General features: G+C 74.1%; 15 protein-coding genes. 8 read left to right on the forward strand and 7 right to left on the reverse strand.

The window, feature by feature from the left end; all coding sequences use genetic code 11:
- Positions 1-239 precede the first annotated feature (239 nt).
- Positions 240-1,211, reverse strand: a complete 972-nt coding sequence (locus V6U88_RS17980) for a LysR family transcriptional regulator (RefSeq protein WP_334454437.1) — start codon at positions 1,209-1,211, stop codon at positions 240-242.
- Between the two features lie 67 nt (positions 1,212-1,278).
- Positions 1,279-1,896: a hemerythrin domain-containing protein gene (locus V6U88_RS17985; RefSeq protein ID WP_334454439.1), complete on the reverse strand. Its 618-nt coding sequence runs from the start codon at positions 1,894-1,896 to the stop codon at positions 1,279-1,281.
- Between the two features lie 176 nt (positions 1,897-2,072).
- Between V6U88_RS17985 and V6U88_RS17990 the strand changes: the two genes are divergently transcribed.
- Both V6U88_RS17990 and V6U88_RS17995 read left to right on the forward strand, forming a co-directional pair.
- Positions 2,073-3,401: a M20/M25/M40 family metallo-hydrolase gene (locus V6U88_RS17990; RefSeq protein ID WP_334454440.1), complete on the forward strand. Its 1,329-nt coding sequence runs from the start codon at positions 2,073-2,075 to the stop codon at positions 3,399-3,401.
- A 49-nt stretch (positions 3,402-3,450) separates the two neighbouring features.
- The gene (locus V6U88_RS17995; protein WP_334454442.1) at positions 3,451-4,110 is read left to right on the forward strand and encodes a hypothetical protein; all 660 of its coding nucleotides are present in this window, start codon (positions 3,451-3,453) and stop codon (positions 4,108-4,110) included.
- Between the two features lie 231 nt (positions 4,111-4,341).
- Here the strand turns inward: V6U88_RS17995 and V6U88_RS18000 are convergent, their stop codons facing one another.
- Together V6U88_RS18000 and V6U88_RS18005 are read right to left on the reverse strand one after the other, a co-directional pair.
- Complete coding sequence (locus V6U88_RS18000) at positions 4,342-5,484, reverse strand: glycosyltransferase (RefSeq protein ID WP_334454444.1); 1,143 nt, start codon at positions 5,482-5,484, stop codon at positions 4,342-4,344.
- Between the two features lie 190 nt (positions 5,485-5,674).
- A complete protein-coding gene (locus V6U88_RS18005; protein ID WP_013734349.1) occupies positions 5,675-5,866 on the reverse strand; it encodes a DUF5703 family protein in 192 nt (63 codons plus the stop codon).
- Positions 5,867-6,056: 190 nt separating this feature from the next.
- On the opposite strand from V6U88_RS18005, the gene V6U88_RS18010 reads away from it, so the two are divergent.
- Positions 6,057-6,527, forward strand: a complete 471-nt coding sequence (locus tag V6U88_RS18010; RefSeq protein WP_334454460.1) for a GNAT family N-acetyltransferase — start codon at positions 6,057-6,059, stop codon at positions 6,525-6,527.
- A 75-nt stretch (positions 6,528-6,602) separates the two neighbouring features.
- Here V6U88_RS18010 and V6U88_RS18015 read toward each other — a convergent pair whose 3' ends face one another.
- Together V6U88_RS18015 and V6U88_RS18020 are read right to left on the reverse strand one after the other, a co-directional pair.
- Positions 6,603-7,409 (reverse strand): SseB family protein, encoded by an 807-nt coding sequence (locus V6U88_RS18015; protein ID WP_334454462.1) that lies wholly within the window; start codon positions 7,407-7,409, stop codon positions 6,603-6,605.
- Complete coding sequence (locus V6U88_RS18020) at positions 7,406-7,825, reverse strand: YbaB/EbfC family nucleoid-associated protein (RefSeq protein ID WP_334454464.1); 420 nt, start codon at positions 7,823-7,825, stop codon at positions 7,406-7,408. The genes V6U88_RS18015 and V6U88_RS18020 overlap by 4 nt, the downstream gene beginning before the upstream one ends.
- Before the next feature lie 103 nt (positions 7,826-7,928).
- On the opposite strand from V6U88_RS18020, the gene V6U88_RS18025 reads away from it, so the two are divergent.
- From V6U88_RS18025 to V6U88_RS18035, 3 genes are read left to right on the forward strand one after another with little or no spacing between them, the layout of a single operon-like run.
- Complete coding sequence (locus tag V6U88_RS18025; protein ID WP_334454466.1) at positions 7,929-8,261, forward strand: hypothetical protein; 333 nt, start codon at positions 7,929-7,931, stop codon at positions 8,259-8,261.
- On the forward strand, positions 8,258-9,322 hold the full coding sequence (locus tag V6U88_RS18030; protein ID WP_334454468.1) for a WXG100 family type VII secretion target: 1,065 nt from the start codon (positions 8,258-8,260) through the stop codon (positions 9,320-9,322). Before V6U88_RS18025 ends, V6U88_RS18030 begins: the two co-directional genes overlap by 4 nt.
- A 22-nt stretch (positions 9,323-9,344) precedes the next feature.
- Positions 9,345-10,262 carry a hypothetical protein gene (locus V6U88_RS18035; RefSeq protein ID WP_334454470.1) on the forward strand — a complete coding sequence of 306 codons (918 nt, stop codon included), beginning with the start codon at positions 9,345-9,347 and terminating at the stop codon, positions 10,260-10,262.
- A gap of 158 nt (positions 10,263-10,420) precedes the next feature.
- On the opposite strand, the gene V6U88_RS18040 is transcribed toward V6U88_RS18035, so the two are convergent.
- On the reverse strand, positions 10,421-11,392 hold the full coding sequence (locus V6U88_RS18040) for an aldo/keto reductase (RefSeq protein ID WP_334454471.1): 972 nt from the start codon (positions 11,390-11,392) through the stop codon (positions 10,421-10,423).
- Positions 11,393-11,590: 198 nt separating this feature from the next.
- On the opposite strand from V6U88_RS18040, the gene V6U88_RS18045 reads away from it, so the two are divergent.
- Positions 11,591-12,643 (forward strand): LLM class F420-dependent oxidoreductase, encoded by a 1,053-nt coding sequence (locus V6U88_RS18045; RefSeq protein WP_334454473.1) that lies wholly within the window; start codon positions 11,591-11,593, stop codon positions 12,641-12,643.
- Complete coding sequence (locus V6U88_RS18050; RefSeq protein ID WP_334454474.1) at positions 12,640-13,476, forward strand: undecaprenyl-diphosphate phosphatase; 837 nt, start codon at positions 12,640-12,642, stop codon at positions 13,474-13,476. Before V6U88_RS18045 ends, V6U88_RS18050 begins: the two co-directional genes overlap by 4 nt.
- The last annotated feature ends 62 nt before the right edge of the window (positions 13,477-13,538 follow it).

The raw sequence follows: 13,538 nt of genomic DNA on the forward strand, positions 1-13,538 counted from the left end.
ACATGAACATAGGGAGACGTGAGTGCCGTGTAAAGCAAAAGTTAAGCGCGAAGACTCAATACTTTTGCAATCGTGACCGAAAGTACGGCTCTCGCGAGAGAAAGAAATCCGATTGGTGTCTTTCGATCGAAGCGGGGCTTCCAGGCCGGTTCGTCCGCGCTGGATCGGTTGTGCGGCCACCGCAGCCGCCCGGGAACACCCGCCGGACCCGCGCCGGGCCGACGGCCGTTGCGAAGGGGTCAGACGCCGGTGGGTTGACGCACCCCGAACGCGGGGTTGCGCAACAACCAGGCCAGATAGGCCGGGTGCGCCGCCAGCGAGTCGGTGTACGCCGCCAGCGCCTTCTCCAGCACCAGTTCGGCCACCCGGGCGGCGGCGGAGTCCGGGTGCCAGCCCAGCAGCAGCCGCCAGCGCAGCGGCGTCCCGGCCAGCCGCCGGGTGACCAGGCCGGCGACCGGGCGGAAGGTGGCCTGGCACAGCGCCACCCCCTCACCGGCGTCGACCAGGTCCATGCAGCCGCGCACGTCGGTCTCGTAGACCTTGCGGGGGGTGAAGCCGGCCCGGGCGCAGGCGGCGGCGAAACAGTCGCCGAAGCAGCCGTCGCCGGGGGCGCCCACCCACTGCTCGCGGCGCAGGTCGGCCAGCGCGACCTCGTCGCGGTGCGCCATCGGATGGGTGGCCGGCAGCAGCACCATCACCGGGTCGAGCGCCACCTCCCGCCAGCGCAGGCCGTGCTCGGTCGACGGGGCGGCGTCGCCGCAGACCCCGGTCAGCGCGAAGTCGAGCCGGCCGCCGGCGACCAGCGCGGCCAGCTCGTCGGTCGACCAGGAGGCGTACGTGGTGATCTGCGCCTGGGGCTGCTCGGCGGCCAGCCGGTGCACCAGCCGGCCGAGGATCGGGGAGTTCACCCCGCCGAAGCGGTACCGGCCCAGGCTGTCCTCCGCGCAGGCCAGCCGGGCCGCCTCGTCCTGCAGGCCCTTCATCGCCGGCAGCAGCACCCGTGCCCGGGCCAGCACCAGCTCGCCGAGCGCGGTGGGCCGGGCGCCGCGCCGGTCGCGTTCGAACAGGGGTCCGCCCAGGGTGCGCTCGATGCGCTGGAGCTGCGCGGTCAGGGCGGGCTGGGCCAGGCCCAGGGTGGACGCCGCCTTGGTCACGCTGCCCGTTTCGGCGATCGCGCAGACCACCCGCAGGTGTCGCAGCTCCAGGTTCATAACGTGACGGTAGGACTACCGCACGGGCTGGCGGAAGGGTCTGAGCGGATCGGCGTCGAACGATGGATCAGTCGGCCGCGTCCCGCTTCAGGTCGGCGAGGTACGTCCGCCGTCCGGTGACCGCGTCGCGCACCTTGTCCACCACGCCCAGCGCCGGCTCGACCACCCGGTTCCACGGCGGGGTGGCCGGTGTGCCCGGGTGCGGGCGGGTGGGGGCCGCCTCCTCGGCGATCTCCCACCGGTTGCCCAGCCGGATCAGCTCCGCGTCGGTGGCCACCTCGCGCAGCGGGGTGATCAGCGCCGACACCGCGGCGACGTGCCGGCGGACCCGCTCGGCGATGTCCGCCAGCGCCGGGTCGTCCGGCCCGTCGAGCGCCTTGAGCGCGGCGAGCAGCGCCGCGTCGGCCGCCAGTTCCCGGTCGACCCGCTCGACGACCTCGGGCAGCGCCGCCCGCGCGGCGGGCAGCAGGTACTGCTCCTCGGCGGAGAGGTGCCGGGAGATCGCCGCGGTCAGCACCTCGGCCACCTCGCGGCGCCGCTCGGGCGTCAGCTGCGGGTCGGTGACCTGGTCGGCCAGGTCGAGCAGTTGCCGGTGCTCGATGTCGGCGATGTCGGCCATGCTGCGCCCGCCGGGCCGGTAGGCGTCGTCGGCGGTGGGCGGCAGAGGCGGCAGCGGGACGGTCATGAGGCCCTCCTCGACGGGCGGCCGGAGCATGGGGACGGACGGTGCGGGGACGCCGAGGCGGTACCCGTACCGCAAGATCGTGAAACGGCGGCGGCGCGGCGGCGCCGCGCGGACCGCTGACGCGCGAGCACCGGCCGGGCCGTCGCGGAGGGCTGCCCGACTGGTAGAAAGAGGCGATGACGAGCGACCCCGCCTCCGCGCGCCCCGACCCCACCGACGAGGTCGTGGAACTCTGCCGCGACCTGCTGCGCATCGACACCACCAACACCGGTGACAACGCCACCAGTGCGGGGGAGCGGCGCGCCGCCGAGTACGTCGCGGAGAAGCTGGCCGAGGTCGGCGTCGCCGCCGAGATCTACGAGTCCGCGCCCGGCCGGGCCAACCTGGTCGCCCGGATCCCCGGCACCGACCCGGGTCGCGACGCCCTGCTGGTGCACGGCCACCTGGACGTGGTGCCGGCCGACGCCGACGAGTGGTCGGTGCACCCGTTCTCCGGGGAGATCCGCGACGGCTACCTCTGGGGCCGGGGCGCGATCGACATGAAGGACTTCGACGCCATGGTGCTGGCCGTGGTGCGGCACTGGCAGCGCACCGGGGTCCGCCCGCCGCGCGACATCGTGCTGGCCTACACCGCCGACGAGGAGGCGGGCAGCGACTACGGCGCGCACTTCCTGGTGCAGCGGCACCGGGACCTCTTCGACGGCTGCACCGAGGCGGTCGGCGAGGTCGGCGGATTCTCGTACTCCATCGACGACGCGTCCCGGCTCTACCTGATCGAGACGGCGGAGAAGGGGCTGGACTGGCTGCGGCTGCACGCCAAGGGCCGCCCCGGGCACGGGTCGTTCATCCACGACGACAACGCCGTCACCGCGCTCGCCGAGGCGGTGGCCCGGATCGGGCGGCACCGCTTCCCGGTCACCGTCACCCCGACGGTGCGGGCCTTCCTGGAGGAGGTCTCCGAGGTGCTCGGCGTTGAGCTGGACCCGGACGACCCGGAGGCGGCGATCGCCAAGCTCGGCCCGATCGCGAACATCATCGGGGCGACCATCCGCAGCACCGCCAACCCGACCCGGCTCGCCGCCGGCTACAAGGACAACGTCATCCCCGGCCGGGCCACCGCCACCATCGACTGCCGCAGCCTGCCCGGCCAGTCCGAGATGCTGGAGCGGCAGCTGCGCGAGCTGGTCGGCCCGGACATCGACATCGAGTACATCCAGCGGCAGCCGGCCCTGGAGACCACCTTCGACGGTGATCTGGTCGAGGCGATGTCGGCGGCGCTGCGCGCGGAGGACCCGGGCGCCCGACCGGTGCCCTACATGCTCTCCGGCGGCACCGACGCCAAGGCGTTCTCCCAGCTCGGCATGCGCTGCTTCGGGTTCGCGCCGCTGCGACTGCCCGCCGACCTCAACTTCTCGGCCCTGTTCCACGGCATCGACGAGCGGGTACCGGTGGACGGACTACAGTTCGGCGTGCGGGTCCTCGACCGGTTCCTGCGCACCTGCTGACCAGGTCCGTCGCCGGACCGCATCCTCCCCATCGCGAAGGGACTCCCTCATGACCGACCAGCACGGTGAGCTGGACGCTGCTCTGGAGCGCGTGATCGACGCCGCCCGCGCCCACCTGACGGCCGTGCGCGCCGCCCAGGGCCGGATCGACGACGACGGCGTCTGGCAGGCGTACGTGGCGTTGAACAACGCCTCCTACGCCTACGACGAGCAGCTGCTCGACGCGTTCGGCGAGGTCACCCCGTGGGACGTCGAGTCGATCGACCCCGACGAGGCCGACGAGCGCTTCGGCGGCGTCGAGGGCGTCGAGGCCACCGACCCGCACCCGGCGGTGATCTCGGTGCGGCAGCGCCGCGACTACCGGGTGCCGAGCGTGTCCGCGCTGATCCGGGTGGCCGAGGCGGCCCGCCGTGAGGGCACCCCGGAGGAGGACGAGCCGGCGCCGATCGAGGGGGTCGGCGAGGCGGTGCTGGAGCTGCTGCAGAGCGGCGACGGATCGTTGAGCGCGCTGGACGTGCCGGAGCTCGAACCGCTCGACGGCGTGGTGATGGTGAGTGAGGTCGGCACCCCGGTCGACCTGGAGTCCTTCGACGACGACGATCCGGTGGGCCCGTTCCAGCCGGCCGCCGGCGACCGCCTCGTCGGGCGGCTCGACGAGCACCCGTTCCTCGACGAGGACGAGCACGACCACGCCGGGCACCAGCACTAGGCCGCGACGCCCCGGGGGCCCGACCGTGCGGTGCGGGCCCCGGGGCTGGAGCCGGTCGGCCAGGCAGCTGACGGCCTTGGGTCGCCCACCTGATCCCGTCGGATGCGGGGCCGACCGCCGCCCCGGCCGGGGACCAGACTTCGCCCACCGTGGACCGGCCACCGACTGGCTTCCGGCGGCGGACGCGCGCCGAGGTACGACGACGCCGGTGCGCGTCCGCACCGCCGCGCGCTATCCGGAGACGGACGTGGTGACGAGTTCGGCCACCTCAAGAGCCGACGGCATGGCGGCGATCTCGTCCCGGAGGCGGTGTGCCGCAGTGGTGAACGCGGGCTCGGCGAGCAGCCGGCCGACCGCGGCTGCGACCGCGGCTGGTTCCTGCTCCCCGATCGGTAGGGCCAGTCCGGCTCCGGCGGCCTCGACGCGGTACGCCTGACGCTGCTGCCCGCTTGTCCCGGGCAGGATGACGGCGGGGACGCCACGGGCCGCCGTACCGAAGGTGGTGCCGGAACCGCCGTGGTGCACCACGGCCGACACGCCGTCGAGCAGTTCCGCCGCCGGCACGAAGGAGACCAGCTCGACCCGTCCCGGTTCCAGCGCGAGATCCTCGACTGGGGCGCCCCCTGTCGTCGCCACCAGGTCGACGTCGAGGGTGCTCAGCGACCGGAGCACCGGGCCGAGGGTCGGCGGTCCCCCAGGGGCGGTGGTGAAGCTGACCAGTACCCGAGGGCGGCCGGTGCCCGGGAGCCGGGGCGCGCGTGGTGTGCCTTCGGGCGCCTGGTGGGGTTCCGGCCGCAGCGCGATGCGCTCGAGGGCTGGCAGCGCACCGTCGCGCTGCAGGCTGGGCGGGCAGAGGTCCAGCAGCCGACGGCCGAACGGCGCGTTCGTCGGCACCTCCAGGCCGCGCTCGATATACCGGGAGTGCGCCGTCGTGACCATGGCGTCGAGGAGTTCCGGTTCCAGCGCGGGGTCGATGCCCATCACCACGGACGGCACCTTGAGCGCGGCCGCGACGAGTGGGCCCACGAAGTCGAGGTGTTCGGAAACGACGAGATCCGGCGCCCAGTCGCGTGCGCCGGTCAGAGCGTCGTCCACGGCGAGGTCGACGCGTGCCCCGACGAAGAATTCCGCGACGAGTTGCGGGGTCTGGCCGGCCAGGATGTCGAGGCCGGTGCGGCGGTGCAGCTCGGCAATCACCTCGTGGGTCTGCGGACCGGCGGGGATCAGCTCGAAGCCCTGCGACTCGATCGGCGCAGCCAGCCCGGCGGCGGTGACGAAGGCAACGGTGTGCCTCTGCTTCCGCAGCGCCCGGGCCAGCGGAACCATGGGCAGGAAATGCCCCGTCAGTGGGTTGGTGAAGAACAGGATTCGCACGGGCTCAGGCTAGTTGCCACGCGGCTCGGCGCAGGTCTCGGGATGATCGTCGGTCGGGCCGTACCGGGGCTGCCAGCCTCCGGTCGGCAACCGTCGGTGATCTTCCGGGCAGGGACAAGCCCCCCGGGGTCGATCGTCCGGTCCGGGCGCGGGACGCCAGGCGGAAGTCGACGGACGGCCGCCGCGTGCCTCAGTACGACAGACCCGGCTGCGGCTGGTTCACCCGGCGGCGCCGCAGCACCACCTGTCGCGTGCCGTCCCGGTACAGCCGCACCCGGGCCAACTCCCAACCGGAGAACTCCGCCTGGATCGCCAGCTGCGCCGCGGCGGTCAACCGGTCGACGTTCGGCGGCAGCCGCAGCGGCGCGTATTCGTAGTCCATGGACCTATGCTGCCCAGCCCGCAGGCCGTTCGCCACCCCCTCGCGCGTGAGCCGCGCCGCTGGTCGACGCCCGGGCGGCACGCCGCCCCCGCCCGCCGGGGCGCTGCGGGCCTCCCGTCCGGTACGACCGATCTGCCCCGCCCTGTCCCCGCCGTCCCCGGGCGCGTCGTGGAGCACCTATGGTGCGTTCGTGGCGACCATCCGACTCGAACCGATGACCGACGAGCAGTACGTCCGCTACCGGGAGCGGGCAGCGGACGACTACGCCGAGAACATCGCCGCCAGCGGTCTACTGCCCCCGACCGAGGCGCGGAACAAGGCGCGCGAGGACTACGCCCGGCTGCTGCCCGACGGCCGGCGCACCGAGGGCCACCGGCTGTGGACCGCCTATGACGGTGCCGACGAGGTCGGCGTGCTGTGGCTGCACACCCAGCAGCGCTCGGACGGTCTGCACGCCTTCATCTACGACATCGAGGTGCGCGAGCAGCTGCGCCGACGGGGCTACGGCCGGGCGATGATCCGGGCGGCGGAGCAGGTGTGCCGGGAGGTCGGGGTGGTGTCGATCGGCCTGAACGTGTTCGGCTTCAACACCGGCGCCCGCGCGCTCTACGAGCAGTTGGGCTTCGAGGTCACCGCCGTCCAGATGGCCAAGCGGTTGTGACGGGCGCCGGGCGTCGGCCTCGGCACGCCGGGGTCGACGCCGGGCAGGGGTGAGCGGCCGCTCCGGGGCCGCCGGTCAGCGGGCCGCGGTGTCCGGTTCCGTGACCGTGGCCGGGGCGGGGGACGCGGACCCCGGCACGCCGGGGTCGGTCAGGTCGTTGGCGGCGAGCAGCGCGGCCAGCGCCGGGGCGGTCAGCGTCAGGCCGTGGGCGGCGCCCGGGTCGACGGCGAGGCCCCAGGCCGGGTCCGGCCAGTCGGCCAGCAGGTCGGCGGCGGAGAGCGCGACGAAGGGCACCCCGGCGCCGGCGAAGGCGGTCAGCGCGTCCGCCGAGGTGAAGACCGGCAGCAGCGGCGCCCGGTCGGCCCCGAGGACGACCGTCCACGGGAACTCCCGCTCGGGCGACGGCTCGCCGGCCAGCGGTACGCAGACCGGGCCGGCGGCGAGCACCCCCAGGTAGCGGGGAAGGTCGTGCCGGGCCGCCGCCTGCGCGAGCAGCGCCAGGGGCTCCGGCTCGGCCGGGTGCGGCACGGGCTCCGGCTCGGCCGGGCGCGGCACGGGGCGCACCTGGCAGGAGAGCGCGCCCGGGTCGGCGGTCAGCGCGACGGCGGCGGTGCGCGCGGCGAAGCCGCTCCACCAGTGCAGACCCTCGGCCGTGCGCTCGGTGGCGTACCACCAGCCGCCGGCACCGTCGGGTCGCCAGCCCAGGTCGGCCAGCTGCGGCCCGGCGTCGCCGCCGGGGCAGTGGCCCTCGACGGTGTCGCGGCGGACGGACAGTCGCAGCCGGCGTGGCCCGGCGGCGAGTTCCAGGTCGGTGTCCCGGTCGCAGGCGACCAGGGTCCGGTGCAGTCGGGCCACGATCTCCGGCCAGCCGGGGGCGGTCACGCCGGCGGCCTCGGCAGCCGGGCGTCCAGGGCGCCGAGTCGGGCCACGGCCTCCTCCAGGCGGCCCAGCGCCGCGAAGTCGCCGGGCTTGCCGAACAGCTCGCCCAGGCCCGCCCCGAGCGTCGCGTCGAGACCTTCGGCGCGCTCGTCGAGCTGGGCGGTCGCGGCCGTCCGGGCCCGCCGGTACGCCTGAAGCACCATCGCCGACAGGTCGGCGGTGCCCGAGCGCAGCGCCGCCGGCTCGAAGGTCAGGTCGGTGAGCCCTCCGGTGGCGTCCACGGTGGCCGACACCAGGCCGGTGTCGTCGGTGGCCGTGCCGGCCAGTTCGTCGAGGTCGGCGTGCAGCCCGGCGAAGCGGCGTTCGATGTCGGCGAGCCGGCCGGCGAGCGCGTCCAGACCGGACAGCGGGTCAGTCATGCGGGCTTCCTCCCCCTGCGGTTCCTCCTCGCCGCCCGGGGTGGCGGCCGGAGGCCGGGGAATCGTATCTTCGACCCGCGTCGGATGCGGGGGAGGAACGGCGATGGCAGCTGACATCGAAGTGGACGTCACGGCCGTGAAACGGCTGGAGGCGGCGGCCACGGGAGTGGCCACCGCGCTGGGCGGGCTGGAGAGCCGGGTGGTGGCCGCCGGTGACCTGCCCGACGGCGTCTTCGGCCACCTGCCGTTCGCCAGCGACATGCTGCGCGCCGCGTACGCCGAGCAGGTCGCCGACGCCACCACGATGTTCCGCGCCGGGCAGGACGCGTTCACCCGGGTCGGCGCGGCCCTGGGGTCCACCGCCGAGACGTACGAGCGCAACGAGCAGGACATCGACTCCGGGTTCCGGGCGATGCGGGACGGGATGGGCCGGTGAGCGGGCCCGCCGGCAGCGCCGTCCAGCTCTGGAACGGCATCGACGACGCGCTGTCCGGTGTGGAGGACGTGGTCGACAACGTCTGCCGCACCCTGGCCTGGCCCCTCATCCAGCTGGTCGACATGGTCGACGGCGAGCCGGAGGCGCTGCGCGCCCGGGCCGGCGACTGGGACGCTCTCGCCGCCCAGGTGCGCGAGCTGGCGCTGAGCCACCGCGGCGTCCGCGAGGCCGAGCAGTCGGGCTGGCGGTCACCGGCGGGGGAGGCGTACGGCCGGCGCCTCGCCGAGGTCGAGCAGCAACTCCTGGACGTGGCGGGGCAGTTCACCGCCACCGCCGAAAACCTGCGCGGGGTCGCCGACGCCCTGCAGATCGTGCACGACGTGCTGGTCGACCTCTGCGTCGAGTTCGTCAACTGGATGTTGGTCACTCTGGTGACCGCCCTGCTCATGGCGCCGTTCACCGCCGGGGCGTCCTGGGCGGCCGGCATGGCGGTCACCGCGACCCGCGGCATGATCGTGCTCACCCGGGCGCTGAAGATCATCCGCCCGCTCGCCGCGCACCTGCAGAAGGTCATCCGGCTGCTCCAGCGGGTCATGCTGCACCTGCGCAAGCTGCGCAACCACCTGGACAAGCTGGTGGACAAGCAGAAGGCGCTGCGGGCGGGACAGAAGGCGATCGACAAGCGACGCGCCGCCGGCAAGGCCGACAAGTGGTTCCACAAGATCACCGACCCCGCGCAGGGCACCTTCAAGCTCGGCAAGACCGGGTCGCCGTTCGACATGGGGATGCTGGACCGGGCCGGCGCGCTGCGCACGCACGGTCTGGCCGACGGCGGCCAGATGATCGCCCGGGACTGGGCCGCCAACCTGCCCTGGAACGTGCCCAACTCGGTCGTGCACGGGGTCGTGTGGGGCGGCACCGCCCTGGTCAGCGGCCTCTCGGTGCCCGGTGCCGACCTGGTGCAGGACGAGGTCGGCAATGCGGTGCGCGGCGGTGCCGACTGGATCGACCAGAATGTCTTCGGGCAGCCGCCCGCCGAGCAGCAGCCGGCCGGCCGCTGACCGGCGACAGAGGAGGTACGGCGTGACGGGTACGTGGGGACGGCTCGGGCGGCTCGGCGACGCGGTGCGCGACGGCGCGCGGGTGGCCCGCGACCGGGCCCGCGCCCTGCGCGACGAGTTCCGCACCTCCGACGAGCCGGAGCGTGCCCTGGTCGCCCCGCTGGTGACCGGGCAGGAGCTGCGCTACGTCGGCCTGGCGCCGGTGCGGGCGCACGAGACGCACCGCGCCGGCAGCCAGTTCGTCGACCACGTCGGCACCGAGGTCGCCGACGCGCTCGACCCCCGGGCGCTCTTCGGGCTGCTCCACATCGTCAACCCGGTGGCCTGGGTGGAGGCGGTGCTCACGCCGGTGCGGATCGTCGCCGGGGTGCTGCTGCTGCCCGGCAAGGCGGCCGCGCTCGCCGCGGGGTTGCCCGAGGCGGCCGACCGGCAGGTCGACGTCGAGCCCACCCCCGTGGCCCCGCAGCCTCGGCCGGTGCTGCCGCTCACCGATGAGCAGGAGGCGTTCCGGGCGCTGTTCCGGCTCAGCCGGTACCGGCCGCTCGCCGACCAGCTCGCCGAGATCGCCTACCGCCGGCGGTACGTCTTCAGTGGCGACCTCGCCACTTTCGCCGGCAGCCTGCTGCTGTTCCTGGAGCGCTACACCGGCACCCCGCTCGCGGTCACCGACACCCATCTGCACCTGCTGCGGATGGGCCGCCGACCGGACGAGGGCCGGCCGGACCGGCGCGAGCCGCGGCTGCTGTGGAGCGTCGAGCGGCGGCGGATCAGCCGGATCGACTGCGACCACGGCTCGGCGCGGCTGATGCAGTTCCCGACGACGCTGCACTTCGACGACGGCTCGTGGATCCGGATCGTCAACCCGGCCACCCGCGACGACCAGGCCCGCTTCCTCGCCGCCGTGCGCGAGATCCCCGGCGACCGTCCCGCCCTGGGCTGACCCGCCCCGCCGGCCCCGCTCGGCCCGCCGCGTCGTTCCCGGAGCCCCCGGCCCGCGACTGTCCCCTGCCGGGGGACGGGCCAGCGGCCGGCCGTCCCGTGCGGCGCGGGCAGCGTGCGGCTGGCCCGGCGCGGCCCGGCCGGCCCACCGCCGGAGCGTCAGCCGTCGCGTTCCGGGTAGCCGACCGGCACGGCGGAGACGTCGTCGAGCGCGGTGGTGATCTCCGCCGGCAGGGTCATCCGCTCCACCTGCAGCGCGCCGAGCAGTTGACCCACCGTGCGGGCGCCCAGGATCGGCGCGGTGACCCCGGGCCGGTCCCGGATCCAGGCCAGCGCCACCTCCATGGGCGAGACGCCGAGCCCGCCCGCGGCGGTGGCCACCGCCTCCACGATGCTGGAGCAGCGCGGCTCCAGGTAGGTGGCGACGAACCGTTCGAAGTGCGGCGAGGCGGCCCGGGAGTCGGCCGGCCGTCCGTGCCGGTACTTGCCGGTGAGCACCCCACGACCCAGCGGCGACCAGGGCAGCACGCCCAGCCCGAGCGCGCCGCAGGCCGGCAGCACCTCCCGCTCGACGCCCCGCTCCAGCAGCGAGTACTCCACCTGCGTGGCGACCACCGGGGCGCGCCCCGGCCAGGCCGCCTGCCAGGCCGCGGCGCGGGCGGTCTGCCAGCCGGAGAAGTTCGACAGGCCGACGTAGCGCACCCGGCCGCTGGCCACCGCGTGGTCCAGCGCCGCCAGGGTCTCCTCCAGCGGGGTGTCCGGGTCGTACCCGTGCACCTGCCACAGGTCGACGTGGTCGGTGCCGAGCCGGCGCAGCGACGCGTCCAGGGTGCGCAGCAGGTGCCCGCGCGAGCCGTCCCGGCGCCGGCCGCTGCCCGGGCGCAGCCCCGCCTTGGTGGCGATGAGCAGCTCGTCGCGGGGGACCAGGGCGCCCAGCAGCGAGCCGAGCACCGACTCGGCGTCACCGTCGCCGAAGACGTCGGCGGTGTCGACGAGATTGCCGCCCGCGTCGAGGTAACTCTTCAGCTGGGCGGCCGCGTCGTCGGCGTCGGTGTCCCGGCCCCACGTCATGGTGCCGAGCGCGAGCCGGGAAACCGCCAGCCCGCTTCGGCCGAGCGGTCGCTGTTGCATGGGTGAACCTTATTTCGAACCCGGCGTCACGGATATCCTCGCTCCCGTCATCTCTGCCCGCCGCGTCGCCGATCCGACCGTGGCCGGGCCCCGCGCTGGTCGCCGGGCACCCCGGCGGGGGCGGGTGAGCCGGTGATCGTGACCACCACCGCCATTGCGTACCCTGGTGCGACCTGTGGTGCGGATGGGGAGGATCCAGTGCGACTAGGGCTCAGTCTCGGATACCAGACGGCGTGGAGCACACCCGCCGACCACCTGGCGCTCGCCCAGGAGGCGGACCGGCTCGGTTACTCGGTGGTGTGGGCGGCGGAGGCCTACGGCTCCGACTCGCCCAGCATGCTGGCCTGGATGGCCGGCCAGACCCAGCGGATCGACGTGGGCAGCGCGGTGATGCAGATCCCCGCCCGGACCCCGGCCATGACCGCGATGACCGCGGCCACCATCGACGCGCTCTCCGGCGGCCGGTTCCGGCTCGGCCTCGGCGTGTCCGGCCCGCAGGTCTCCGAGGGCTGGCACGGTGTGCGGTTCGCCAAGCCCCTGGCCCGCACCCGGGAGTACGTCGACATCGTGAAGCTGGCGGTGGCCCGCAAGGAGGTCGCCTACGACGGCGAGCACTACACCCTGCCGCTGCCCGACGGCCCCGGCAAGGCGCTGCGGCTGGGCTTCCACCCGCCCCGCGAGCACATCCCGATCTACCTGGCCGCCGTCGGCCCGAAGAACCTGGAGCTGGCCGGCGAGATCGCCGACGGCTGGCTGGCCGTCTTCTACGCCCCGGAGTTCGCCGAGGAGCAGCTCGCCTCGGTGGCCGCGGGCCGGGCCAGGGCTGGCAAGGAGCTGGCCGGTTTCGACGTGGTCCCCTCCGTGCCGGTGGTGGTCGGCGACGACATCGCCACCTGCGCCGAGCTGGTCCGCTGGTACGCCGCGCTCTACGTCGGCGGCATGGGCAGCCGCCAGCAGAACTTCTACAACCAGCTCGCCACCCGGATGGGCTACGGCGACGCCGCCCGCGAGGTGCAGGACCTCTACCTGGCCAAGCGGCAGCGCGACGCCGCCGCCGCGGTGCCGATGGAGTTCATCGACCGCACCTCGCTGCTCGGCCCGAAGGAGCGCATCGCCGAGCGGATGCGCGAGTACGCCGCGGCCGGCGTGACCACCCTGTCGGTGACCCTCTTCGTCGCCGACCGGGACAGCGGCGTGCAGACCCTGCGTACCGTCGCCGAGGCGCTGGAGCTGTCCGGGGTCGGCGAGTGACCTGGGTCGAAGCCATCGTCCTGGGGATCGTCCAGGGACTTACCGAGTTCCTTCCGGTCAGCTCGTCGGGACACCTGCGGATCACCTCCGCGATCTTCTTCGACCGGGACGCCGGCGCCTCCTTCACCGCGGTGACCCAGCTGGGCACCGAGGCGGCGGTGCTGATCTACTTCGCCAAGGACATCTGGCGGATCACCCGCACCTGGCTGCTCGGCCTGCGGGACCGCTCGGTGCGCTCGAGCCTCGACTACCGGATGGGCTGGTACGTCATCGTCGGCTCGATCCCGATCGGGCTGTTCGGCTTCCTGTTCAAGGACCAGATCCGCACCGCCGGCCGCAACCTCTGGGTGGTGGCCACCACGCTGATCGTCTTCGCCTTCGTGCTCGCCTTCGCCGAGTACTGGGGGCGGCAGACCCGCACCCTGGAGAACTTCCGGATGCGCGACGGCGTGGTGATGGGCTTCGCCCAGGCGATGGCGCTGATCCCCGGGGTGTCCCGCTCCGGCGGCACGCTCACCGCCGGCCTGCTGCTCAACCTCACCCGGGAGGCGGCGGCGCGGTACTCCTTCCTGCTGGCCATCCCGGCGGTGGTGATGTCCGGCGTCTTCAGCGTCGGTGACGTGTTCGAGCCGGCCGCGCCGGGCACCTCGGTGCCGACCGTGGCGCAGATGGTGGTGGCCACGGTGATCGCCTTCGCCATCGGCTACGCCGCGATCGCCTGGCTGCTGCGCTACGTGGCCCACCACACCCTGTACGTCTTCGTGCTCTACCGGGTGGCGCTCGGCACGTTGGTGCTCGCGCTGCTGCTCACCGGCACGATCACCGCCACCTGAGGCGTACCGGCGGCGACCGCCGCAGACGGCCTCCGACACCACGGTGCCGGGGGCCGTCGCGT

Origin of the sequence: Micromonospora sp. CPCC 205739 (assembly GCF_036906795.1) — a bacterium.
In the GTDB taxonomy this organism is placed as follows: domain Bacteria; phylum Actinomycetota; class Actinomycetes; order Mycobacteriales; family Micromonosporaceae; genus Micromonospora.